At 61.1% G+C, this 23,882-nt stretch carries 23 protein-coding genes and 1 pseudogene; 13 read left to right on the top strand and 11 right to left on the bottom strand.

The genetic code is table 11. The annotated features are described in order from the left end of the window. The first annotated feature begins 26 nt into the window (after nucleotides 1-26). The 4 genes from BMY91_RS08275 (at nucleotide 27) to BMY91_RS23410 (ending at nucleotide 5,191) form a co-directional block, all read left to right on the top strand. Nucleotides 27-539 carry a PadR family transcriptional regulator gene (locus BMY91_RS08275; RefSeq protein WP_090820806.1) on the top strand — a complete coding sequence of 171 codons (513 nt, stop codon included), beginning with the start codon at nucleotides 27-29 and terminating at the stop codon, nucleotides 537-539. 517 nt (nucleotides 540-1,056) lie between these two features. After that, nucleotides 1,057-2,262, top strand: a complete 1,206-nt coding sequence (locus BMY91_RS08270) for an MFS transporter (RefSeq protein WP_177179873.1) — start codon at nucleotides 1,057-1,059, stop codon at nucleotides 2,260-2,262. A gap of 74 nt (nucleotides 2,263-2,336) precedes the next feature. Further along, a complete protein-coding gene (locus BMY91_RS08265) occupies nucleotides 2,337-4,586 on the top strand; it encodes a glycoside hydrolase family 3 C-terminal domain-containing protein (RefSeq protein WP_090820802.1) in 2,250 nt (749 codons plus the stop codon). A gap of 272 nt (nucleotides 4,587-4,858) precedes the next feature. Continuing rightward, complete coding sequence (locus BMY91_RS23410) at nucleotides 4,859-5,191, top strand: hypothetical protein (protein ID WP_256212646.1); 333 nt, start codon at nucleotides 4,859-4,861, stop codon at nucleotides 5,189-5,191. 506 nt (nucleotides 5,192-5,697) lie between these two features. Here BMY91_RS23410 and BMY91_RS08250 read toward each other — a convergent pair. Genes BMY91_RS08250 through BMY91_RS08240 form a run of 3 tightly spaced genes read right to left on the bottom strand, consistent with a single transcriptional unit; the run spans nucleotide 5,698 to nucleotide 9,779 of the window. Next, nucleotides 5,698-6,165, bottom strand: coding sequence for a DUF1003 domain-containing protein (locus BMY91_RS08250; RefSeq protein WP_256212645.1), 468 nt, complete (start codon nucleotides 6,163-6,165; stop codon nucleotides 5,698-5,700). Between the two features lie 40 nt (nucleotides 6,166-6,205). Next, nucleotides 6,206-8,623, bottom strand: coding sequence for a phosphoketolase family protein (locus BMY91_RS08245; protein ID WP_090820800.1), 2,418 nt, complete (start codon nucleotides 8,621-8,623; stop codon nucleotides 6,206-6,208). A gap of 7 nt (nucleotides 8,624-8,630) precedes the next feature. Next, on the bottom strand, nucleotides 8,631-9,779 hold the full coding sequence (locus BMY91_RS08240) for an acetate/propionate family kinase (RefSeq protein WP_090820798.1): 1,149 nt from the start codon (nucleotides 9,777-9,779) through the stop codon (nucleotides 8,631-8,633). A gap of 170 nt (nucleotides 9,780-9,949) precedes the next feature. On the opposite strand from BMY91_RS08240, the gene BMY91_RS08235 reads away from it, so the two are divergent. Continuing rightward, a complete protein-coding gene (locus tag BMY91_RS08235; RefSeq protein WP_256212691.1) occupies nucleotides 9,950-10,744 on the top strand; it encodes a universal stress protein in 795 nt (264 codons plus the stop codon). Here the strand turns inward: BMY91_RS08235 and BMY91_RS08230 are convergent. Then, nucleotides 10,741-11,247, bottom strand: coding sequence for a pyridoxamine 5'-phosphate oxidase family protein (locus BMY91_RS08230; RefSeq protein WP_090820794.1), 507 nt, complete (start codon nucleotides 11,245-11,247; stop codon nucleotides 10,741-10,743). The two genes, BMY91_RS08235 and BMY91_RS08230, sit on opposite strands and share 4 nt — an antisense overlap. A 166-nt stretch (nucleotides 11,248-11,413) precedes the next feature. On the opposite strand from BMY91_RS08230, the gene BMY91_RS08225 reads away from it, so the two are divergent. Next, the gene (locus BMY91_RS08225; protein WP_090820792.1) at nucleotides 11,414-11,836 is read left to right on the top strand and encodes a pyridoxamine 5'-phosphate oxidase family protein; all 423 of its coding nucleotides are present in this window, start codon (nucleotides 11,414-11,416) and stop codon (nucleotides 11,834-11,836) included. Here BMY91_RS08225 and BMY91_RS08220 read toward each other — a convergent pair. The 4 genes from BMY91_RS08220 to BMY91_RS08205 are packed head-to-tail and all read right to left on the bottom strand — an operon-like array spanning nucleotide 11,781 to nucleotide 15,768. Then, entirely contained in the window at nucleotides 11,781-13,709 is a 1,929-nt protein-coding gene (locus tag BMY91_RS08220) for a heavy metal translocating P-type ATPase (RefSeq protein ID WP_090820790.1), read from the bottom strand. The genes BMY91_RS08225 and BMY91_RS08220 overlap by 56 nt on opposite strands. 9 nt (nucleotides 13,710-13,718) lie before the next feature. Continuing rightward, nucleotides 13,719-14,786 carry a zinc-dependent alcohol dehydrogenase family protein gene (locus BMY91_RS08215; RefSeq protein WP_090820789.1) on the bottom strand — a complete coding sequence of 356 codons (1,068 nt, stop codon included), beginning with the start codon at nucleotides 14,784-14,786 and terminating at the stop codon, nucleotides 13,719-13,721. Then, nucleotides 14,783-15,301, bottom strand: coding sequence for a pyridoxamine 5'-phosphate oxidase family protein (locus BMY91_RS08210; RefSeq protein WP_090820787.1), 519 nt, complete (start codon nucleotides 15,299-15,301; stop codon nucleotides 14,783-14,785). Before BMY91_RS08210 ends, BMY91_RS08215 begins: the two co-directional genes overlap by 4 nt. Next, nucleotides 15,298-15,768 (bottom strand): pyridoxamine 5'-phosphate oxidase family protein, encoded by a 471-nt coding sequence (locus BMY91_RS08205; RefSeq protein ID WP_090821720.1) that lies wholly within the window; start codon nucleotides 15,766-15,768, stop codon nucleotides 15,298-15,300. The genes BMY91_RS08210 and BMY91_RS08205 overlap by 4 nt, the downstream gene beginning before the upstream one ends. 152 nt (nucleotides 15,769-15,920) lie before the next feature. On the opposite strand from BMY91_RS08205, the gene BMY91_RS08200 reads away from it, so the two are divergent. Further along, entirely contained in the window at nucleotides 15,921-17,630 is a 1,710-nt protein-coding gene (locus BMY91_RS08200; protein WP_090820784.1) for a sensor histidine kinase, read from the top strand. 4 nt (nucleotides 17,631-17,634) lie between these two features. Here BMY91_RS08200 and BMY91_RS08195 read toward each other — a convergent pair whose 3' ends face one another. Continuing rightward, entirely contained in the window at nucleotides 17,635-18,333 is a 699-nt protein-coding gene (locus BMY91_RS08195) for a response regulator (RefSeq protein ID WP_090820783.1), read from the bottom strand. A 240-nt stretch (nucleotides 18,334-18,573) separates the two neighbouring features. Between BMY91_RS08195 and BMY91_RS08190 the strand changes: the two genes are divergently transcribed. The 3 genes and pseudogenes from BMY91_RS08190 to BMY91_RS08180 all read left to right on the top strand — a co-directional run bounded on the left by BMY91_RS08190 (nucleotide 18,574) and on the right by BMY91_RS08180 (nucleotide 21,416). Then, nucleotides 18,574-18,936 (top strand): SPW repeat protein, encoded by a 363-nt coding sequence (locus BMY91_RS08190; protein WP_090820781.1) that lies wholly within the window; start codon nucleotides 18,574-18,576, stop codon nucleotides 18,934-18,936. Nucleotides 18,937-19,066: 130 nt separating this feature from the next. After that, a pseudogene (locus BMY91_RS08185) lies at nucleotides 19,067-20,453 on the top strand (MBL fold metallo-hydrolase RNA specificity domain-containing protein). 99 nt (nucleotides 20,454-20,552) lie between these two features. Beyond that, on the top strand, nucleotides 20,553-21,416 hold the full coding sequence (locus BMY91_RS08180; protein ID WP_090820780.1) for a universal stress protein: 864 nt from the start codon (nucleotides 20,553-20,555) through the stop codon (nucleotides 21,414-21,416). An 83-nt stretch (nucleotides 21,417-21,499) separates the two neighbouring features. On the opposite strand, the gene BMY91_RS08175 is transcribed toward BMY91_RS08180, so the two are convergent. Together BMY91_RS08175 and BMY91_RS08170 are read right to left on the bottom strand one after the other, a co-directional pair. After that, nucleotides 21,500-21,943: a pyridoxamine 5'-phosphate oxidase family protein gene (locus tag BMY91_RS08175; RefSeq protein ID WP_090820778.1), complete on the bottom strand. Its 444-nt coding sequence runs from the start codon at nucleotides 21,941-21,943 to the stop codon at nucleotides 21,500-21,502. 1 nt (nucleotide 21,944) lies between these two features. After that, complete coding sequence (locus BMY91_RS08170; RefSeq protein WP_090820776.1) at nucleotides 21,945-22,391, bottom strand: universal stress protein; 447 nt, start codon at nucleotides 22,389-22,391, stop codon at nucleotides 21,945-21,947. 235 nt (nucleotides 22,392-22,626) lie between these two features. Here BMY91_RS08170 and BMY91_RS08165 point away from each other — a divergent pair, with 235 nt between their 5' ends. Genes BMY91_RS08165 through BMY91_RS08155 form a run of 3 tightly spaced genes read left to right on the top strand, consistent with a single transcriptional unit; the run spans nucleotide 22,627 to nucleotide 23,869 of the window. Further along, nucleotides 22,627-22,956: a DUF3040 domain-containing protein gene (locus tag BMY91_RS08165; RefSeq protein WP_090820774.1), complete on the top strand. Its 330-nt coding sequence runs from the start codon at nucleotides 22,627-22,629 to the stop codon at nucleotides 22,954-22,956. Then, nucleotides 22,953-23,420, top strand: a complete 468-nt coding sequence (locus BMY91_RS08160) for a flavodoxin family protein (protein WP_090820772.1) — start codon at nucleotides 22,953-22,955, stop codon at nucleotides 23,418-23,420. Before BMY91_RS08165 ends, BMY91_RS08160 begins: the two co-directional genes overlap by 4 nt. Then, the gene (locus tag BMY91_RS08155; protein WP_090820769.1) at nucleotides 23,420-23,869 is read left to right on the top strand and encodes a universal stress protein; all 450 of its coding nucleotides are present in this window, start codon (nucleotides 23,420-23,422) and stop codon (nucleotides 23,867-23,869) included. The genes BMY91_RS08160 and BMY91_RS08155 overlap by 1 nt, the downstream gene beginning before the upstream one ends. Nucleotides 23,870-23,882: the final 13 nt, after the last annotated feature.

Genomic DNA, 23,882 nt, shown 5'->3' with positions numbered 1-23,882 from the left:
GTATTCCTTCGGGTAGTATGACGTTTGTGCTTGAACTTATGATCCTGGGATTCCTCACCAAGGGGCCACTCCACGGCTACGAACTACGCCGGAAGATGCACGAGCTGCACGGCTTCGCCCGGGACATCAGCGACGGCAGCCTCTACCCCGCCATCACCCGGCTCATCAAAGCCGGGCTGGTGGAACGCCACGTGGAGAAGGGGAAAGCCGCACAACGCCACACCTTGGAACTGACCAGCGAGGGCCGTAAAGACCTTCAGTCTCGGCTTCGAAACGCTTCCGGGAGCGACGTCACAGATCTTGGAAGGTTCATGGTGATCCTGGCCTTCCTCTCGGAACTCCCCGACGTCGCGGAGCAGCATCAAGTGCTCCGACGGCGACTGGAGTTCCTCGAAGCGCCCGCTAGTTTCTTCTACGAGGATGGGCGCCCACTGCGCAAGGCGGAGATTACGGACACTTACCGCAAAGGCATGATCACTATCGGACGCGCAGCAAGCCGCGCCGAGATCGCGTGGATCAAGGAAACCCTGGCCTCCTGAAGCACGCCACAAAACCCCGGGTTCACGCCTGACCGCAGGCATGACTTCAGCGGCAAGGGTATTCTCCACCACCTGCTGCGCACCTCCAAGCAGCAACCCGCCGCCAGGGTCGGACCAATGAGCAAGATGGGCCGCACGAATAATTGGCGATCCCACCCCGTCCTGGGTGTATCGGCTCGCAGGCAGCACCCAAAAATTGGAGGACCGCGTCCATTGCCCAAAGAGCTGCCGTCGCTTCAGCGCACCCCCGGGGGTTCTGCACAAACCTTTACCAGAGTGGAATTGGTCTGTTAGGATCGGGTCACTCTCCAATATTTACCAACTTGGTAAATATTCAATGCAGACCTCGCGGTCTTCGACACTGCCGCCGACGGGCGAATCGTTTATATGACCGCGGAAAGTTCATTTTGAAGCAAAGGTGCTTTTCATGCCAGCTCTCCCCACCCCATCGGCGAACAGCCTTAAGTCACCTTCGACGGCTGCATCCTTCACGTCCCCGACTCCTCGCCGTGGATTCTTGTTCTTCCTCGTCTTTGCTGCCATTGGTGCCGCCGCTGCTCAGATGAGTGTGACGCTATTGACTCTTTCGCTGAAGGCGAATCAGATTGATGCCAGTGACGCCACCTCAATCCTCGCTCTTGTCAGCGGAGCGGCGGGAATTGTTAGCTTAGTAGGCCTGCCGATCATCGGGCGCTTGAGCGATCAGACACGTTCACGGGCCGGACGGCGACGCCCGTTCCTGCTTGCAGCGGCCGCTGCCTTCTCTGTCGGTGCCGTGACAATGATCGTTGCCAACGATGCTTGGTCACTCATGCTGGCAAATCTTGCGTTTACGCTCGGCTCCGTATGCGCAGGGGTCAGCACGACGGCATTAATCGCAGATCAACTGCCCTCGAACCGGCGTGGCCTGCCGTCAGCCCTCATCAGTCTGAGCACGCCGGTCGGAGCCCTGGTCGGTATCGGCCTCAGCCAGCCATTCGGGACCTCGATCGTGGCATTGGTGCTCATCCCGACACTCATGGCCGTAGCAGGTCTGGTCAGCCTCACTGTGTTTCTTCACGACCCGCAGGTCACGCAGGAGCGGCGGCCCTTCAGTTTCCTCGAAGTCATCGGCGTCTTCTGGGTTAATCCACTCCGCTATCCCGGGTTTGCTCTCGCATTTGCCAGCCGAATGCTCGTGTTCTCCGGGGTGGCAGCCCTCAATACTTTCCAGGCGATCTATTTGATCGACAATTTCGGTTTCGCGCCGAAAGATCTGGGTCAAGCGATCCTGCTTACTGTTCTCATCAACACTGTGGTCTCGTTGCTAGTAGCTCCGCTTATGGGCAGCCTCTCCGACCGGCTTGGACGCAGAAAGCCCTTTGTCGTTATCGCCGCCACAATCCTTGCCGTCGGACTCCTGATGGCGGCATCCGCCGAAACGTTCGCGTTCTACCTGGTGGCCCTCGTCGTGATTGCCGTCGGACAGGGCGTCTACTTCAGCGTCGAGCTTGCACTGGCAACACAGGTGCTTCCGGACCCTGAAAATCCCGCCAAAGATCTCGCACTGATAAATGTGGCGAACAACCTGCCGGTATCAATTGTCGCTACCGTCTCGCCGGCAATTTTAGCCATAGGGGCAACAGCAAACGATGCCAAGAACTTCAGTGCACTCTTCATAGCCGGCGCCATCTCAGCGCTGATCGGATCCCTCGCCATCGCTTTCATACGCAGAGTGCGCTGACCACCGACAACCAGCATTATTCTTGCCCCCCACCACAACACGTCTTCACAGGCGGTAGAAACAGGAGAACCACCGTGTCCGAACCGAATGCAAAACTCGATGCCCTCATTGAGAACCTTACGGACGAGGAGCTCGCCGCCTTAACCTCAGGCTCCGACTTTTGGAACACTCAGGGCAACAATCGCATAGGTCTGACGCCCATCATGGTTACCGACGGCCCTCACGGTCTACGCAAGCAAACAGCGGACAGCACCGGAATAACACTCAACGGTGCTGTCCCAGCAACATGCTTCCCCACAGCTGCCGCCCTCGCTTCGACGTGGGATCCGGGCATGCTGCAGTCGGTGGGAGCCGCGCTCGGCACGGAAACTCGAAGTCAGCGTGTCGGCGTAATTCTCGGCCCCGGTGTGAATATCAAACGTCATCCGTTAAACGGCCGGAACTTCGAGTATCTTTCTGAAGACCCACTCCTGGCAGGTGACCTTGGCGCCGCTCTGGTGCGGGGCATTCAGAGTCAAGGCGTAGGCGCATCCGTGAAGCACTTTGCGTGCAACAACCAGGAGACCAACCGCGCACGAATATCTGCGGACGTCGATGAACGCGCCCTCCGCGAAATCTATCTGAGACCTTTCGAACGCGTCGTCCGTTCGGCCAAGCCTTGGACACTGATGACGGCAAACAACCGCATCAACGGTGTCTACGCCTCCGAACATGCCGAACTTCTCGCTGTGCTGCGCAACGTGTGGGGTTTTGACGGCGTTGTCCTGTCCGACTGGGGCTCGGTATATGACCGGGTTGCGGCGTTACGAGCCGGGCTTGACCTCGAAATGCCAGCTAATACCCGCGCCGACAGCGAAGTGCACGCCGCAATAGTGCGCGATCCAGCTATTAGAGCAGCCGCGCAGGAAACAGCCCGCAATCTTCTACGCCTGGCTGATCGGATCACCCACGAAACCGACAACAGCAAAGCTGACTACGATGCCCATCATGAACTGGCCCGCGCAGCTGCCGCTCAAGGTTGCGTGCTTCTCACCAACGACGGCGTACTTCCTCTCAACCCAAGACCGGGGCAGCGAATAGCGGTCATTGGAGCATTCGCGGCGACACCCCGTTATCAAGGTGCCGGCAGTTCACGCGTGACCTCTACGCGAGTTGATGATGCGCTAACCGCACTCAACTATGCCCTGCCCTCCGGCGTCCAGGTCGACTTTGCCCCGGGGTTCAGTGCCGAAGATGCGTTCGCCGACGACAGCCATCGGCTACAGGCGATTGACGTCGCCCGGACAGCCGACGTCGTTCTCCTGTTCTTGGGGCTTCCTGAAGGTGACGAAGCGGAAGGAACAGACCGCACTGACTTCTCCCTTCCCCCCTCTCAGCTACGCCTACTCGAGGACGTTCTTGACGTACACGAACGTGTCATAGTAATTCTCTCCAACGGCTCGGCAGTGGAAATGCACTCGTGGGCCCACCGCCCGGCAGCGATCCTGGAGACTTGGCTGGGTGGGCAGGCCGGCGGGTCCGCGGTCATCGACGTTCTACTGGGATCGATCAACCCTTCCGGCCGGCTCGCGGAGAGCATTCCGATCAGGCTTACGGACTGTCCGGCCAACATCGGGTGGCCCGGCGAAGAGGGGCACGTCCGTTACGGTGAGGGCATCCATGTGGGCTACCGCTACTACGACACATACAACATCCCTGTGGCATTTCCCTTCGGCCACGGTCTTTCCTACACCAACTTCGAGTACACCTCCACAGCTGATGTGGTCAGCGACGGCATCTGGGTCAGCACGACCGTCAAAAACGTCGGAGCCCGTTCCGGACGCGAGGTGGTCCAGGTTTACGCAAACCATCGAACCCCTGGAATTCACCGCCCCCGGCGTGAACTGGTCGGTTTCGGTTCCATCACCCTTCCCCCCGGCGAAACCGGCGCCGTCAAGATCAAAATCGCCAATGAGGATCTGGCCTACTGGTCCGTTGCCGCTGCGGACTGGGCTATCACCGAAGGACCCCTCACCCTTGAAATTGGCGCCTCGTCGCACGACATCCGCGAGACCCACACAATAACTCTTCCCGGCAACGGGGTACGTGAACCGATGACCCTGGGACACACACTGCATGAATGGCTGGATGATCCTGAAACCGGCCCGCTTGTTCGAGCCGCGTTCGGCCTCAAGCACGACACTGACGTTCTGCCCGTGCCCCTCGACGATCCCGAAGTCCTGAAACTTGTCGGCGGCACCACCATGGGCAAATTCGCTTACTTCGGAATGGGTTTGGATCAGGCCAACATCGATGAAATCCTGCGCACCCGCACCACGCGCTGACAAACGTCATCACGGGTCCGGGGCCGTCGGGCAACGGCCGAGCAGCCTAGGCTGCACGGCCTCATCGGACCTCGTCAACTTGCGCCCGTCTTTCATCCTTAGTCACACTCACAGTAGAGGCGCAGTACATGAGACATCTGATCTCCCCTACAGGTCGGAGCACGACTGTCTTCGCCACCGACAGCGACAGCGACAGCGCCAGGTTCGGATACGATCCGTTGCGGGTTTCGAACGCCCAGCGGCCGTGCTTCGAAGGCCTGTAGGAAAACCTGATGACTCTGCAGCCCGATGGCAACGTCTTGACCCTGACCCTCAAGGAGGGCGTGACCTTCACCGACGGTTCCGCTCTGGATGCGGCGCTGGTCAAAGCAAACCTTGATCGTCGCCGCGACACTGCACTGAAGCGCCTACTCGGCCATTGCCAAGGGTGGCGGGCCCTTAGCCGGGTCGGAGCGGGCATCGGCATCTTCCTCATCCCTAGGGCCCGGTCCCGCCATGCTGATCGCCGCCGCGGTCGCCCTGGCCGGGCAGGCTTATCCCAATGGCTGGCCCCGGAAACCGAAGGAAAGGCACTGACCGCGATCGCGGCCGGCTACACGCACTAAACATCTAGCCGAAAGCCTCGGGACTCCATTCATGCGGCAAGGACAACTCGCCACGGAACGTCTTGAGGGTCACATCCAGTCGCTCTCGGCGTCGCCCACGCTGGCAGTAAGAAGGACAGAACAGTGCAAACCATCCTTTCCTCAAAGCAGCCGGTTGACCGCTCCCCCAATAACTGAACAGGCAAACCGGCGGCCAGGCACGAGCCGGCACCACACATCAGAGTCTCATGTCCACATTTGTACACACGTTAAAGCAAAAACCCCCTCTGACGAGGGGGTATGCCGTGCCCGAGGTGGGACTCGAACGGGATTCTGAGCCTTGGTATCACTGGGAAGCGGCGGAAACATGCGGGATCCTAGCCAGTCCGGCGGCAGTACAGCGCTGTCCGGGGCGGAAAGTGCGTACACGGTCCACACTTCACTGTTGCTCCATCGACCACCGAAAAAATGTCAACGCCGTTGATACCCTGCGCCAGCGGACTTTCCGGGCGCGCGCAATAAACCTCCTATGAAGAATCGCCACTCCGCGGCTCCGGGTCTCCGCCCGCACCGGCCACCTCGGCAGACCCTTGTTGAAGCAGCATGGCCCGTAGCTCTTCCAGCAGCTCCAACTGTTGGCTGTTGATGGCCATAAGCCGATCAATCTCCGTCTTGGCCTGGACGTCAGTGTCGTAGTCGTGTTGGGCCATGGCTGCCGCGATGGCATCCTGCCTCTTCGCGGCGATGAGCAATACAGCGCCCTGGAGGCCTGCCAACATCGACAGGAAAAGATTCAGCAGGATGAACGGGTAGGGGTCCCATGCATCCTCAGCCAGCAGGTATGAATTGACGGCGGCCCAGACCACCATCACCAGGACAAAAGATCCAACGAAGATCCAGCTGCCCATGCCGTTGCGGAGGTAATCGGCTGCCCGCTCTCCCCTGCTGAGACTGGCTTGGTGCTGACCATGCCACGTACTTTCCAGCTCACTCATGAGCACAGACTAAGAACACTGGACCGGTGTTGGAACCCTACTACTGCTCCGTCCACACCCAGTCCCTGATTTCGGGAAGGTCTTCGAAGTGCTCGCGGATGTAACAGGCGTGGGCATTTAGCTGAGACCTGCAGTGCTCCAGGAGTTGGTCCGCCCCCGCAAATTCGCCGCCGGCCCGACGTAATGCTTCCATGACCAGGTGGTAGCGGCTGACCTTGTTCAGGACCACCATGTCGAACGGTGTGGTGGTGGTGCCTTGCTCGGTGTACCCACGGACATGGAACCGCTCGGGATGTGGGCGGCCGTGCAGGAGTTGATGCAGGGCCCTCGCGTATCCATGCCAAGCCATCACCACGTCCACGTCAGCGGTGAAGAGTTCCTCGAACTTGTCGCCCGCCAACCCATGTGGATGGACCTCTGGAGGTGGCAAGACCATGGCATCCATGACGTTGACCACTCGGACGGATAAGTCCGGGACGTGCTTCTTAAGGAGCCATGCAGCCGCCAAAGTCTCCTGAGTAGGTACATCTCCGGCACATGCAAGGACAATATTCGGACCCTGGCCAGCCGGGGCTCCGGGCGTCTCGTTGCTGGCCCAATCCCAGGTGGATGCGCCCACGGCTGCATGCTCCCGTGCCTCGTCAAGCGTCAGGTACTGCGGATGTTCCTGCTTATCGATCACCACCAGATTCACGTAGTCCTTGCTGTGCAGCATGTGTTCCGCGGTGACCAGCAGGGTGTTTGCATCAGGCGGGAAGTAGACACGGATGACGGTGCTGGACAAGGAGAGAACGGTATCGATAAGGCCAGGGCCTTGATGGCTGAAACCGTTGTGATCGTTCCGCCAACAGGTGGAGGTCAGCAGGATGTTCAGACTGGGAACGGGTTGCCGCCACGCCAGCTCCCGTGAATGCTGCAGCCATTTGGCGTGTTGGATGGTCATGGAAGCGCTCACCATCGCAAACGCCTCATAGCTCGCGAACAAGCCATGGCGGCCCGTCAGCACGTATCCTTCCAGCCATCCTTGGCACAAGTGTTCGGACAGGACTTCCATCACGCGTCCGCTGGCGGAAACATGATCGTCTGCGAGCGCGGCTTCTGTTGTGGCGGCTGGTTCGAGGAGGCATCTGTCGGTGGCTTCAAAGACTGCACCGAGTCTGTTGCTGTTGGTTTCGTCGGGGCAGAAGAGGCGGAACCTGGGGTCATCGGCAGTGTCGATGTAGATATCGCGGAGCATCTCCCCTAGTGGTTTGGTGCTCCCGTGCATCACGCCTCCGCGGGGAACAGCTTCGAGGGCGTATCGGTCGAGCGATGGTATTGCCAGGTCGCGGCTTCCCATCCCGCGGCTGGCGGGCAGTGCGCCCATGCGTAAATCGCCGTCGGGGGCGAGCGCCGTCAGCTCGGCGATAAGCCGCCCGTCGGCGTCGAAGAGTTCTTCCGGCCGGTAGGAACGCATCCACGTTTCAAGTTGCTTCAGGTGGTCTGGGTTTTCCTTGACTGCGGCCAGTGGGACTTGGTGGGAGCGGTGGGTTCCTTCTACGGGCAGTCCGTCCACTGTCGCTGGCCCTGTCCAGCCTTTGGGGGTGCGCAGGATGATGGCGGGCCATCGTGCGGGACCGGTGACTCCCTCTGTGCGGGCATGGGACTGAATGGTCCGGATCGATGCGTAGGCTGAATCCAGAGCTGAGGCGAGGGCGGGGTGGACAAGGGCGGGATCGTCGCCGGAGACAATCACGGGATCCCATCCGTGCGCTTCCAACAGCGACGCAACGGCCGTGTTCGAGCGTCTGCCCAGGACGGTGGGGCCGGAGATCTTATGACCGTTGAGGTGGAGGATAGGAAGTACCGCCCCGTCCCTGAGCGGGTTGATGAACGAGGGCGCCTTCCAAGAGCCTTCGAGCGGACCGGTTTCTGCCTCACCATCACCGACGACGCAGGCAACGATCAGGTCCGGATTGTCCATGGCGGCCCCGGTGGCATGCATGAGGGAGTAGCCCAGTTCGCCGCCCTCGTGGATGGAGCCGGGTGTGGCCGGGCCGACGTGGCTGGCGATGCCTCCCGGCGTCGAAAACTGTCGGACGAGTCTCCGAAGCCCCTTCAGGTCTTTGCCTACGGCCGGATAGACCTCCGAGTAGCTGCCTTCCAGATAGGTATTTGCGACGACGGCAGGACCTCCGTGGCCGGGACCGGCGACGAAGAGAACTTCCGCACTCGTGCGACGGATGAGGCGGTTGAGGTGGGCGTAGATCAGCGACAAGCCGGGGCTCGTGCCCCAATGACCTAAGAGCCTGGGTTTGATGTGCTCTCCTTGCAGCGGCTCCCGGAGCAGGGGGTTCTCCTGCAGATAGATCTGTGCCACGGTCAGGTAGTTGGCTGCGGACCAGTACCGGTGCAGGAGGTCGAAGTTCTCAGCGTCCGGCAGGGTGCCGGTGGCGGTGGCTTTCTCGTCCAGGCTCATGTCGGGATCAACCTTCCATAGGGGGCGTGGCGAGCAGTGCCGCCGTCGATTCTGCAATGGCGCGTTCTTCGTCACTTGGTACTACGAGCACCGGGAATGCGGAGTCCACGGTGCTGATCTTGCGGATGCCTTCCCGGGCGGCCATATTCAGGCGCTCATCAAGGGCAAGGTTAAGTGGTCCCAGCCAGGCGACCACCTTGTCCCTGAAGAGCGCAGAGTTCTCACCCACACCGCCGGTGAACACCAGAGCGTCAGGCCGGCCGACCACCATGGAGTAGGCCGCGATGTACTTGGCGAGACGGTAGGCGGCCATGTCCAAAGCGAGGATCGCACCAGGTTCTCCGTGGCCGGCAGCGGCGCCAACTTCACGCATGTCAGCGGTTCCTGCCAGAGCTAACAGGCCAGAGCGGTGGTTCAGAAGCTGGTCGACTTCTTTCGCAGTTGCACCACCGTGCTGCATCAACAAGACGATGGAAGGATCCAGGTCTCCCGACCGCGTCCCCATGACCAGTCCCTCCAAGGGGGTCATTCCCATGGAGGTGTCCACGCTGACCCCATTCCTGACGGCGGTGACTGACGCGCCGTTGCCAACATGGGCCACTATCGCATTCAAAGGCGCCGCGTCGAGATACTCTGCTGTGTCACGGCAGGCCATCTCCACCGATATGCCGTGAAAGCCATAGCGCCTCACTGGATGGGCCCGGTAGGCGTCCTCCGGAATGGCATAGCGGGCGGCGAAGTCTGGAATGGTGCGGTGGAACGCCGTGTCAAAGACGGCCACTTGTGGGAGGGCGGGCCACCGTTCCCCGGCGGCGTCAAAGCAAGCGATACTGGCCGGGTTGTGGAGCGGCGCCAATGGACTTAGCCCTTCGATGGCCGCTATCACGTCCGCCGTGACACGAACCGGGGTGCTGAACCGCACGCCGCCATGGACTACGCGATGTCCAATCGCCTCAGGATGCACTGCACTTAGGCGCTTCATGGTGTCATTCAGCTCTTCAAAGGCAGAGTGCAGGCGGGCCGCACTGCCACGCTCATCCGGTGGCCAATCAACCTGTCCGGAGGCTAGAAGGTCAGCAGTCGGGGTGGCGGCTGCCGTGTCACGCAGGTGGTATTTCAGCGATGAAGAACCGGGATTCAGCACAAGGACACGCATGATCTCCTCTCACTTCCGCGGGCAAGCTACGATCGATGGGCTCTGCTGTGGACCCTAACGCACTGCGCCGCTCAGCGGGAGGGTCTTCCGGCCCTTGCGACGGCGGGCCGTCCCGCCGATAGTGGAGACCACCACCGTTGGCAATCCGAAGGGAACGTCGGTTCGTGAAGATGCAGATTCTGGTTGCCCTTGACGGCTCACGGGCGGGCTCACCTGTGGCTGACTGGGCTGCGGCCCGCGCGGATTCCCTTGGTCTTGGCCTGGCCTTGGTCCACGTGGTCCCCGGGGAGTGGGCTTACCCCCGGGAGAACGACCATCAGCTGGCCCTAAGCCGCGCTGAGGATCTGCTCACCAGCGAAGCGAAACGGCTCGCGGCAGCCTTTCCAACGCTGCGCATTGCCACGAAGCGGTTGTCTGGCGAACCTGCCGCAACGGTTGCTTCCTTGTCACCGGCCTACTCGATGGTGGTGGTGGGCACGGACCGCGGACCCGGCACGGAAGGGCAGGGATACGGTTCGGTCAGTTTCCAAGTGGCTGTGACCAGCAAGTGCGATGTCGCCGTTGTCCCAGGGTCGGCGCCTCAACAACGTTCCGGCGTAGTGGTTGGCGTTGACGGCTCCGCTGAGTCACTCGATGCCCTGGATCAAGGGGCAAGGGAGGCCCAACGTTTGGATGATGAATTGATCATTGTCCATGCAACGGGGCCCGAGGTTGGGCTTGCCGAAGGTGGGAAGGTCCTTGGCGCGGCTGTCCAACGGGTCAACCACAAGTTCCCGTCCGTCGTCGTGAAGGAAGTCCTGGATACCACCCGTGGCCCCGGAGAGTCGCTGATAACTGCTGCAAGAGAAGCTCAGCTGCTGGTCATGGGCTGCAAAGGGCGGGGCGGTCTGAGCGTACTGCTGGGGTCCGTTGCCCAGCATGTGCTCCTGCATGTGCAGTGCCCCACGCTCCTGACCAGACCCTAGCCAGAGGTGCCGGGCGGGGCATCCTGAGTTTCGCCGTCGTCAACGTCGGAGGCGGTCGGATCCAGCGGCGGCCACCACTTCGATGGAGGCGCTATGACGAAACGGCGACCACTGATCTCCGTGGGCGTGACCCTCACCAGAACGTCCTTGGCGCCAGGCTGCCAAGGCGACAAGCCGGCATCGACTGCCTCCTGAATGTCTTCGGGCTGCGTCACGAACTCCGGGCTTCCTTTGAGGATGACACTCCAGGCGACTGTCCCGTAACGGTTGAACCCATCGGCTTCCAGCGCAATCACCGCCCCTTCCCGAAGGGCGTCGAGCTTGGTCCCCGGTCCGGTCCTGAAAAGAACAGTTCCGTAGTTCGGAACAAAGTTCATCGGAAAGATCTCCGGCTCTTCACCGTTGATGAGGGCGATCCTGCCGATGGACACCGATTGAAGGTACTTCCAGCAGTCGTGGACACTGAGCTCTTTAACGTCTTGGTCCATCGATGTGTTCTCCATGGGCCGAGCCTATCCCTTCCGGCAACGCACTTATAGGGCAGAAAGTCCCTCCCTCCGCAGGACCTTAGCCCCTGTTTAGGAGTACCTTCGCATCCTTAGGATCACGAGTATCAGATACCAGGGACCGTGCTCCGTGCAGTCCCACCCCACGCAGGAGACAAAGACCATGGAAACCGACGAACGTCCCGGAACCGTCCTATCCGAAGCCGACTCATGGAAGGTCTTGGAATGCAACCAGCATGGTCGTTTGGCTGTCAGCGTTCTGGGCGAGCCGGACATCTACCCACTGAATTTCATAGCCCACAACCAGCGGCTGCTTCTGAGGACAAATCCGGGGACGAAGCTCGCTGAGCTGACCGTCAACGAGAAGGTTGCTTTCGAAGTGGAGGAGATCGTCGACGCCGAAGCCTGGAGTGTTGTCCTTAAGGGAACTGCCAGGGTGATCGAGTCGCAATCGGAGATCGACGAGGCGGACAAGCTGCCCTTGAAGCCGTGGATCCCGACACGAAAATACACCTACGTTGAGATCACTCCTACCCGGGTCCACGGCCGCCACTTTGAGCTCGGTGATGAGCCGGAGAGGTACTGACAGCGTGGACTGCCGTGGGTTTCACCGATGCTGCGGACCGTCCGGGCCCCAAAGCCCTGAGGGCGTTGAGAATCGTGGCAAGATCCACCAGCTCCTGAAGCAGCGCCCCCGCGACGGCGGGAATCATGCCAAACGCGGCCATCACCATCAGCCCGAGACTTAGCAGTATCCCCGTCCAGATGCTGGTCCGCGCGATGCGAAGAGTACGCTGCCCGATGCCGGCCGCGACCGCGGCCTTGGACAGGTCATCGACCATAATCACCACGTCCGCTGACTCGCTGGCCGCGGTGGCACCTTTGGCACCCATGGCGATGCCGACGTCGGCCGCTGCCAGTACCGGAGCGTCGTTGACGCCGTCGCCAACCATCATCACGGGCCTGAGCGGAAGTGCGGCAACGGCAAGAACCTTGTCAGCAGGCAGGCATTCGGCCATGACGTTGCTGATGCCCGCCTCCGCCGCGATGTGCCGGGCTGTCGTTGCGGTGTCACCGGTCAGGAGCATTGTTTCCGAGACCCCGAGCCTCCGAAGTTCCGTGAGTGTGTCCTTCGCATTTGGGCGCAATGGATCGCTCATGATCAGAGTGCCGGCAAACCAACCATCCACCCCGATGTAAATTCCGAGATGGCCTCCGGGCAGTGTCGTCATGTCGAAGCCACTCACCAGGGAATCGACGTAAGCGGGTTTTCCGACCACCACTTTGTGGTTTCCGCAGTAGGCCGTGACACCGTTGGTTGCATGTTCACTCGCGCTCGTTGCCGGTAGCAGCTCCAGGCCGCGCGCTCGGGCTGCTGACATGACTGAAGCGGCCAGGACGTGGGTGGAATACTGTTCGGCGGAGGCGGCCAACTGCAGCAGGGCGTCTTCGGACAGATTCGATGCCGGAGCAACCCGGATGTCGGCGAGGGAAGGGTTGCCTTGGGTGAGGGTCCCGGTCTTGTCGAAGACTGCGGTCTTGACTCGACTGAGTTGCTCAAGCGTCCCTGCGTTCTTGATGATGATGCCGGCATGTGCGGCCCGGCTGGTCCCCGCGAGGAACGCTACAGGTGCCGCTATCAGCAAGGGGCACGGGGTGGCTACCACCAGAACCTCAGCGAACCGTCCTGGATCCTGGCTGAAGAACCACGCCGCGCCCGCAAGCACCAAGGCCACCAAAGTGAACGGCACCGCATATCTGTCGGCAAGCTGTACCGTCGGCGCGCGGCTTGCCGCAGCTTCCTGAACCAAGGCAACTATTTGGCTGTACTGGGACTCCGCCGCGGTGGCCGTAGCCTTCATCCGCACGGCATCGGCCCCGTTGATCGAACCGCTGAGCAGCAGCTCGCCTCTGGTTCGCTCAGCAGGCAGGCTTTCGCCCGTCAGAGCTGACTCGTCAAAAGTTCCGACGTCGGACAGCAAGGTACCGTCCACCGGCACCAGCTCTGCCGGTCTGACCAGCAGCACGTCTCCCGGCACCACGGCATCAACCACAATGTCCTCCACGGGCAGGCCGGGCCGTTCCCGGTGCGCGTTTCGAGGGGACCGATCCAGGAGTGCACGGACCTCCCTGGTGGCGCGACCTTGGGCGTATTGTTCCAGCGCTTCCCCACCGGTCAGCATCAGAACTACGATCAGGGATGCCAGGTATTCCCCCACCGCCACAGTTGAGCAAATGGCCATCACGGCCAGGAGATCAATGCCCCAGTGTCCGTGCAGGAGACCTTTGATCATAGTGCCTGCCCGGTAGAGGGCAACACTGAGCGCAAAGATACTCGCCAACCCCTGAGCCGCCGGTATGTGTCCGGTGACCGACAGGACTGCGACGGTGGCAAGCACCACCAAGGTGGCTGTCACTAACGGAAAGCGCAAGGCCGAGTGCAGCAGACGTTGTGTCATGACCGCTGATCAGTCATGAGGGTTTCGGCTGAGAACCACCTTCAGGGCACCTGTCTCCGCCGCTCGCGAGAACGTGTCATAGGCATCCATGATCCGTTCCAGCCCGAAATGATGCGTAGCGAACTTATCCGCCGGGAGCTTGTGTTGGGCTACCAAGCGAAGCAGCATCGGGGTGGTGTTGGTGTTGACCAGTCCCATGCTGATGTTGATGTTCTGAATCCACAGGTCCTGGAGGGGCAGTTGGACGGGTTTTCCGTGGACCCCAATGTTGGCTACGTGCCCGCCGGGGCGGACCAAGCGCAGGGCCATGTCAAAAGTCTCCGGCACTCCGACGGCTTCGATGGCCACGTCCACCCCGGCGCCATCAGTGAGGGCGAGAACGTCCGCCGTCCATTCGGGGTTGGTGGGATTGACCGTGTGCGTGGCCCCGAAGTCGCGGGACTTGGCGAGCCGGCCCTCGTCTGGATCTATGGCCACCACGGTGGCTGCTCCGTGGAGTCCGGCCGTTGCCATGGCCGCGAGGCCTATGGGTCCCGCCCCTACGATGGCGACGACGTCACCCGGGCCAACCTGTCCGGCCTGGACCCCGATTTCGAAGGCCGTGGGCAGTATGTCAGACAGCATCACGGCTTCGTCGTTGGTGACGCCGTGGGGCAGTTTGTGCAGGGAGTTTTCGGCATAGGGAACGCGGACGAATTCGGCCTGGGTACCGTCGATCAGGTGGCCGAAGATCCAACCGGTTCCAGATTGTCCTTCATCACCGCGGCAGTGGGAAAACAAGCCCTTCCTGCAATTGCCGCAATGCCCACATGACTTGATACAGGAGATGATCACCCGGTCCCCCCGGCGGAGTGAACTGACTGAACTCCCAACGTCTGTGACGGTCCCCACCCCTTCGTGCCCGAGGATTCGCCCCGCTTGAACCGCGGGGACGTCTCCTTTAAGGATGTGCAGATCCGTACCGCAAATGGTGGTGGTGTCGATGCACACGATTGCGTCGGTGGGGTGCAGAATGACGGGGTCCGGAACGTCTGTCCAGGACTTTTCGCCGGGGCCACCGTAGACGAGTGCCTTCATAGTGTTGTTCCGTCCTTAATATGCTTGGCTGAAACACCGGGCGTGGGTGCTAGTGGAAGTCGTCCAGTCGGGCGTCGTTCAAGGGGGGTTCCCCAGAGATCTGGCCGTTTGGTCTTGAACCGCCGCCCCGTGACGGCATTCGGAGTCAGCCTCAGGTAACAGTCCTTGGTGCCTGGTTGCCACGGATCCAGGCCCAGGGCATCGACGTCGGACCTTTCCTGCCGGTCGAGTATCAGGTGCGTTTGCCCTCGGACAACCACGCTCCACGCCTTTCCGCTAAAGGTCCGGTAGCCATCACTTTCCAGTGCGCAGGGAGTTGTCAGCGTGCTCCAAAACTTGGTGCCCGCCCCGGTTCGGAACACGATGCTTTCACCGTCCAACACATAGTTCACTGGGAAGATATCCGGATGTCCGTCCACCAGGACGGCCAGGCGGCCAACATTGGTTTGCGCCAGCAGGTCCCAGCATTCCTCCGGGGCAAGACGTTCGACGGCGGCACTGGGCTTTGTTTTCATTCCAAACCCGCCCGGGTGGCATCGTCCAGCGGACTCCACCACGTCAGCGGGGGGGTCACTGTGAAACGGCGTCCACTCAACGAGGTGGGAACGATCCGGACAAAATGATCCTTGCGCCCGGCCTGCCACGGGAAGAGCAGCAGGCCTACGGTGTCCAGTACTTCCTGGGTCAACTTGATGCTCTCTGCTTTTCCCTTGACCACCACGCTCCAGGCGACGCCCGCCTGTGGGTCTACTCCGTCAGCTTCCAGCGCTACCGGCGTGGAACTGAGGACGGCGTGGAGCTTGCTCCCCTCGCCGGTGCGGAAGACAAGCGTGCCGTGGTCTGCCTTGTAATTAACGGGAAAGATGTCCGGATGGTCCTGCGCCCAGACTGCGAGGCGTCCCACAGAGACACCGCGGAGCAGCTCCCAACACTGCTTGTTGTCCAGGATCTCAGCTTCCGGAACCGGGGGTTTGTTAGTCATGGTTAGACCGTAGGTCCGGCTGCGCAGGGACAACAGGGCACAAAGGCCCACATGAAAAACTCCATGGCTGCCGCGCGGGCGCCAGAGTAGTCTGGCACAAGGGCGCCGTTCGGTCCCCTCACAGGATTTCCAGCATTCTTCGAAAGGAACTGGTGAACGACTCAGAAGCACCTGAGCCCCAGCCCAACGTTGTGCCGCGGATCCGGATTGAGGACCTCCTGAAGGACTTCGTAGGCCGCGCCGGCGAGCTTCTCCAGGCACAGGAAAGAACACGGGGTTTACTCGAAGCGGTTGTGGCAGTGGCAGAAGACCTGAGCCTGGAAGCGGTGCTGGACCGCGTGGTGACCTCTGCATGCAGGCTGCTTCAGGCGCGCTATGGCGCCTTGGGTGTCATCGGCGAGGACAACGCTCTCAGTCATTTCATTACGGTAGGTATAGACGGCGAGCTCGCCCAACGCATCGGCCCACTCCCTACTGGACACGGGGTCCTCGGACTGCTCATCACAGAGCCGGCGCCGCTGCGCCTCCACGACCTCGGCCACCACCCGAAAGCTTACGGATTCCCGCAGCACCACCCTCCCATGAAGTCGTTCCTGGGAGTCCCGGTACGGGTAAGGGATGTGGTGTTCGGAAACCTCTACCTGACCGAAAAAGAAGGCGGCGGAGACTTTACGCCGGAAGATGAGGACCTTGCCGTGGCGTTGGCCGCGGCAGCCGGCGTGGCAATCGAGAATGCCCGGCTGTATGAGGATGCCCGCCGCCGCGCTTCTTGGCTTGAGGCCTGCATGGACGTTACGGGAAAAATGCTCGGTGCTGACCAGCTGGGGAAAGCAGAAAACTCGGCATTGGACCTGATCGCGGCGAGGGCCCTACGGGAGTCGGCTTCACATCTGGCCTTGATCCTGGTTCCGTCTCCTCATGAGCCCTATGTAGTGGCGGGCACGGCTGGAGCCCGTGGCGCTGAATTCGCTGGCGCGTCTTTGGATATGGAAGCCCCGGAAGTCCAGGGAGTGGCAAGCACCGGGAAGCCCGTATGCCTCGATGACTCCGGGGATCTCCTCGGCCTCGCCATCGAAGGGGCGTCGGCACGGCTGCTGATCATCGACCTCAGCGCCCAAGGAGCCCATCACGGTTTGTTGGTCCTTGCCCGCGATCCCGGTGCAGGCAATTTTTCAAAGACCGATGTGGAGATGGGGGCGGTCTTCGGTTCCCATGTGGCCCTCGCACTGGCACTGGAACGGATTCACCGGCTCCGGGAACAAGTGGTGGTGTTCTCCGACAGGGACAGAATCGCACGGGATCTCCATGACCTGGTCATACAACGACTGTTTGCAGCTGGCCTGAGCGTCCAAAGCCTCCGGCGTTTCACAACTGGCGAGGCTGCCTTGAGCAAGATCGACTCAGTGACCGAAGAGCTGGACACAAGTATCCGCGATCTCCGCAACACCATCTATTCGCTGCAGGCCAGTACCCGTGAGCGGGAGTCGTTGAGCGGCCGCATCCTCCAGTCGATCCAGGCCGGCGCCAAGTCCCTGCCGTACGCGCCACATCTGACGCTGGCTGGTGCCGTTGACTCGGTCGATGACGAAGCCATCATTAAACACCTGCTGGCTGTCGTATCCGAAGGCCTCAGCAATGCCGTGCGCCACTCAGGAGCTCGATCCATCAACGTTTCAGTATCAGTGGCCGAAGGACGGCTGACCTTGGAAATGGTGGATGACGGATGTGGGTTTGTCGATCCTGCCCCGGGAAACGGTCTGGCCAACATAGCTCTGCGAGCAAAGGAGATGAACGGCACCAGTACCATCACCAGTGCGCCTGGAAACGGGACATCGATGACATGGTCTGTGCCCCTGAGCTGATCCTTTAGCGAAGGGAACCGGCATCCTCTTCAGGTGCTTGAGCCATGAACACCGCCGCCTGGGTTCGGCGTTCAAACCCTAGTTTGGCCAGCAGGGACGAGACGTAGTTCTTCACCGTCTTCTCTGCCAGGAGCATTTCCTCGCCGATCTGGCGATTGGTCATGCCTTGACCAACATATTCAAGGACACGGCGCTCTTGCGGCGTGAGGGAAGCTGTCCTGGGATCCTGCCTCTTCGGCGCCGTGAGGCCCTGGACGATTCTCGTTTTGACGGCGTCGTCGAACAACGACTCGCCGTGGGCAGCTTTGCGTAGGGCGCCCAGCAGGTCTGTGCCCCCGATTTCCTTCAGGACGTAGCCTGCAGCCCCGGCAAGAACAGCGGCGCGGAGGGCTTGTTCGTCGTCGTAACTAGTCAAGATCAGGCAATTCAGTCCAGGGTCCACGGAGCGAACGTCCCGGCACACCTCGATTCCGGTGCCGTCGGGCAACCGTGCGTCCAGAACAGCGACATCGGGACGCAATGCCGGAATCCGGCGCGTCGCTTCTTCCGCCGAACCAGACATGCCGACGACCACGAAACCTTCGCCTTCCAAGAGTTCCTGGAGGCCTCTGCGAACCAACTCATGGTCGTCGAGGATGAAAACGCGGATTGGCTCTCCGGGGGAAACGCCGGTGGCTTGACCGGCTGTTTCTGGGCGATCCATGATTCTCCTGTCCGGCGGCCGATGGCCGCAATATCGAGAGCTTTGTGTAGGCGGCTCTGCCAAATTCTTGCCGACTGCCTGCCCTGCCCACAAGGGCCCAAGGACCCTGCCGGCGCGTGTGACTTTAGGCCCTGTTTTGAACGCGCCTTTTTATCGACGCTGGAGGAACGGGAGACCCGAAACCGCTCGCAAAAGGTGGGCGGCCCCGGCATCGAACAAAATGAAGGAGTATCGATCCCCATGAAGAAATGGACGCGTTGGCAGGACTACACCGTGATCGCTGCCGGCGCATATGCAGCTCTGTCTGTTCTGTGGACCACACAAACCGGGTCGTCGACGGCGATCATGGTCACGTTGGGGCTGTTGCTGGTCATTGGAGGAGCGGTGAACCTGGCGATGCCCGGAATGCCCGCCGCTGAGTGGGCGCAGGCAATCGTGGCAGTAGCCCTCCTCCTGGCTCCTTGGGTGGGCGGCTTCACCTCCGCGACCGGCGCAGCATGGAGCGCCTGGATCCCAGGTGCGGTGGCCTTGGTGGTGACCGCTCTGGCGATCAAGCCAAGCACTGAGGAATACAGGCACCACCATGTGGCGTCTACGCCATAACCACCAAATCACCCGTTGGCGCCGCGCCACCGCGCGGCGCCAACGGCTTCATTGCAGTGAGCATCCCTCAACGGCCCGGCCTTGGTTCACCCCTTGGAGCCGCACCCTACCTTAATGATGGAGCGTCGTCATGGCCACCAAAAACCCCGCAACGCTGCGCTTTCTTGGCGCCACGGACACCGTTACCGGCTCCCGCTACCTCGTGGACTTCCACGGAACACGAATCCTGGTCGACTGCGGGCTGTTCCAGGGCTACAAACGCCTCCGTTTACGGAACAGGCAGCCTTTTCCTGTCTCCCCTGCATCCATCGACGCTGTCCTGCTGACGCATGCCCACTTGGACCACACAGGGTACGTTCCCAGGCTCGTGAGGGATGGATTCAGAGGTCCCGTCCACGCCACACACGGAACCACCGCACTGTGCAAACTCCTGCTGCCAGACAGCGGACACCTGCAGGAAGAAGAGGCCAGGTACGCCGACCACCGCGGATCGTCCATCCACACTCCGGCCTTGCCCCTGTATGCGGCGGCAGATGCAGTAAAGTCGCTCAATAGTTTCCGCCCCGTTGAGTTCGACGAGGCCCTGGACCTTGGCGGCGGCATCCAGGCCACGTTCGTTCCGGCAGGGCACATCTTGGGAGCAGCCCAGCTTCAGATCCGGGTGGGCGGAAACGCGGTCCATTTCACGGGCGACCTGGGCCGCGACGACGATCCTCTGATGTACCCGCCCAGGGAGCTGGGGTCCGTTGACGTGCTTGTCACGGAGTCCACCTATGGCAACCGGACCCATCCGCCTGGTAGTCCCGAAACCGAACTGGGCGAGGTAGTTTCCAGGGTGGCCAAACGGAACGGCGTCATCCTCATCGCGGCATTTGCCGTTGGCCGGGCGGAGACACTCATGCTTCAGTTGGCGCGGCTGCGCCGAAAAGGCCTCATTCCGGATATTCCCGTGTATCTCAACAGCCCCATGGCCATCGATGCTTCCTATATGTATCAGCAGCATCCGGAGGAACACCGCCTTCACCCGGATGAATTCAAGGACATGTACCGGGTGGCCACTATGACCCGATCGGCGGACGACTCCAAGCTCCTTAACCTCAGGGGTGGTCCCATGATCATCATCTCCGCCAGCGGAATGCTGACCGGAGGACGAATATTGCATCACATCGAGGCGTACGGCAATGACCCCAACAACGCGATCGTCCTGAGCGGATACCAGGCCGCCGGCACCAGGGGCGCAGCTCTGGCGGCCGGGTCACCTGAGCTGAGGGTCTACGGGCAAGACGTCCAAATCCGGGCAGAGGTAGTTCGACTGGAAGGATTCAGCGCCCACGCCGACTCGGACGCCATCATCCGTTGGATGCATTCAGCCCCCCCAAGCACCACGAATGACTTACATCACCCATGGAGAGCCGGATGCATCCGACGCGCTTCGCCTCCGCATCAAGCACGAATTGGGTTGGAAGGCCCGGGTCCCGGAATACCAAGAGACCATCTCCATCGCCACACCGGAATAAGGACTTCCGGCCCTAACCGGCACTAAGAACCCGGTACAAACTGGCAACAAGGCCCCGGCCGACGTCCGGGGAACCCATCAACGAAGAACGGGCCCAGCCATGAATGAAGCAATTGTCGTCGGTGTCAACGATTCACCCAGCAGCGAGGCTGCCATGGGATGGGCCATGCATAGAGCCGCCACTTTGAAGCTGCCGGTACAGCTTGTCCATGCCGTGGATGACCGCTGGGCGTACGATTCTGTGGGCTATAACGAGTGGATCCGGGAATCCGGCATCAACTTTCTTGCTGCTGCGAAGGACCGGGCCGCCAAGATGGAACCCACCGTCAATGTCACCACGGACCTCGTCTCTGGTGGGGCCGGCTACGCTTTGGGCAAGAGGTCCAAAAAGGCCGCCATGGTGGTCATAGGTTCCGGCCATGGTTGGGCTGGCGGTTCCCTGACAGATCGAGCTTTACAGGTTGCCGCCGTTGCGCGTTGTCCCGTAGCAGTTATCGGTGAGCACGACATGACACGCCGCAAAGGGATTGTAGTTGGCGTGGATGGTTCTGAAGAGGCCACACAGGCCGTCGCATTTGCCGCGTCAGAGGCCGACCGCCAGGGCCAAGAGCTGACTGTCCTCCATGCCTTCCGCACACCCGAACCATGGGTGACCCGCGGGGTTCCCGCAGGCAACTACTTCGCGATTGTCACAGAGGAGGAGCGGGTGGTCTTGGCCGAGACTGTCGCCGGCCTGGCGGATAAGTACCCGGATCTGATAGTTCACCAGGTTCTGGACACCCACACTCGGCCGGCCGAAGCCCTGCTCGCGGCCGGGGCCACTGCACAATTGCTGGTGGTGGGAAGCCGCGGACGGGGCAGCTTCAAACGCCTCCTGTTGGGTTCGACGGCGCACGCGGTTCTCACCAAATTGCCCTGCCCCACGATCATTACCAGGATCAGCTCGGTCAAGCATTCCGACTGAAAGCAACGGCTGCACCCCAAAACGGGGTCACGAAGAGTGCGGGCTTACCGGATCCCCGGTAAGCCCGCACTTTTCGGTGTCAGCTAGGCGAGATAAACGTGCCTGCCTGTCATGATGGTGGGCTGGATACAGATGAAGAGGCTTCTGTCACCACCGGCCCACGGCTCTGCCGTCATGTGGCCCCAAAGGCGCGTGAGCAATTCCCGGTCAACAACGTGGGATGAGGTTCCGCTGACCAACACCGACCATCCTTCGCTTCGATCAGCCCTGACATCGTCAATCTGGAAAGACGTCTGCATTCGGGCCGCCGGCCCACCAATCAAACCTCCGAGCGAGGTTCGGAAGTAGATGGCATGATCATGAACCACATAGTTGACGGGCAAAATCATCACCCTGCCGTGATGGACGAAACCTATTCGCCCTGTGTCGTGTCCACGCAGCCTCTCCCAGCATTGCGCCTCACTGAGTTCTTCGCTGACGTGTCGGGCACCATTGATGCGTGCAGGTTCTTGGCTGGGCACACTCATTTCATGCTTCCTTTTCGGGGGTGTGCACTACAAGAACGGGGCAATGAGCGTGTGCGACGCAGGCCGAGCTGACCGATCCCATCAGTAGACCACCGAATCCGCCGTGGCCACGCCTGCCGACCACCACCATTTCTGCTCCGATGCTGGCTTTGATCAGTCCTTGCCGGGGATGGCCTTGTTCCAGACGGGACGTGACGTTGTCCGGCACGTCAATGCCGAAGGCCTTTTCGACTGAGTCCTTCAGGATTTGCCCTGCAGCCTCGTCAAATCCCGTGATTCCCATAGCCACATAGCCCTCATAAACCGGCGGGAAATCCCAATACGCAACGGCCTCAACGGTTGCCCCCAACGGGACTGCGAGACGCTGTGCCTCTCGGAGGGCCTCGATGGACGGCTCCGAACCATCCACCCCTACAACAATCTTCCCTGGTGATCCGTCCTTGCTCATCTTTGTCCTCCTGGCGCTTGTGACTTTCCTTCCTGTCAGAATGCCGTGAACAGACAGCATCGAACAGGGCCGAAGGTCATGGCAGCGCAGGACTCAGCGAGCACCTTCAGTGGATCGGGGTTCTTCGATGGGTCGGTGAGCCTTCATGGCTCTGCGCCGGATCCGGCTGTGACTTTCGGCCCTGTTTCCTGCCTCCGGCACCACCCATGCTGGGAGTGAAGGCAGGAGGCACACCATGGCGCTTTCGGAGTTCGAGCGGCTCGAACTGGAGAAAATTTCAGAGGCTCTTCGGGAGGATGACCCCAAGCTGGCAGCAATGATGAGCTTGGGCGACCTGAATCGGCGCCGCTGGAGGGGCATAAAGCGAGGCGGCCTCTTTGCGCTCGGCGCGCTCGGATTGCTGCTGGTGAGTTTCCCCCTCGGAAGTCTGGCACTGGGCGTGCTGGGTTTCCTCGCCATGGGTGCAGGAACGTACTGGGCAACCATTTTCATAGGTGACCGCCCTCTGTCCGGGAAGCCCCGCGGCCGGACAAACGCTCACGAGAAGAACAGGGAACAGTCGTGAAAGCACTCGTCATTTACGATTCCGGCTTTGGCAACACCAAGTCGATCGCTGAGGCCATTGCAACGGGTCTCAGCTCACTCAACGCGAAAGTGTTGCCCGTCGGACAGCTCCGACCCGAAGATATCTCCTCCGGTGACCTGTTGGTGGTGGGAAGCCCCATCAATGGATGGCGTCCCACCCAGAAGACGTTGGAGGCCCTGTCCCGACTTGGTAGCCGTGGGCTCGCAGGGGTGGTTGCGGCCGGCTTTGATACGAGGGTGAAGTTGTTCATCCACGGTGATGCGGCCAGGAAGATCACCAAGACCCTCAAAGACGCCGGTGCCAGCATCGTTGCCAAGCCCATGGCCTTCTATGTCAAGGGAACGGAGGGGCCCTTGCTTGACGGAGAGACGTCCCGTGCAGCTGCGTGGGGTGAAGAACTCTCGGCGAATGCCAGGGCGTATGGAACCCAGAGGAGCGCATGATGGCAGGCCGGCTTGACCCAAGCAAGATCATTGTGGGCGTGGACGGATCCGAAGCATCTGTGGAGGCATTACGCCAAGGACAGCGCATTGCCACGGCACTCAACGCACCACTTGAAGCGTGGGGGTGCTGGGAGATGCCACTGGGATACGAGGGATATCTGGCCATGGGCATAGATGGCTTTGCCCATGATGCCGAGGAACGACTCGACAAGGCAGTGGCGGAGGCTTTCGGTACTGAGAAGCCCAGGAACGTCAGTTCTCGCCTTGTTCAGCGTTCGCCCCGTGCGGGGCTCGTTGAAGGCAGCAATCATGCGTCTCTTCTGGTGGTAGGCCGGCGTGGTCACGGTGGTTTTGGTGGACTTCTCCTTGGTTCGGTCAGTTCGGCCTGCGTCGCCCACGCGCACTGCCCCGTTCTGGTGGTCCATTCCGCGGGCAACAGCGAATTCTGATCGAGGAACTCCA

The organism is Arthrobacter sp. yr096 (assembly GCF_900108925.1).
Classification (GTDB): domain Bacteria; phylum Actinomycetota; class Actinomycetes; order Actinomycetales; family Micrococcaceae; genus Arthrobacter.
The sequence above is the reverse complement of the archived record's forward strand: the minus strand, read 5'-3'. Positions and strand labels throughout refer to the sequence as shown.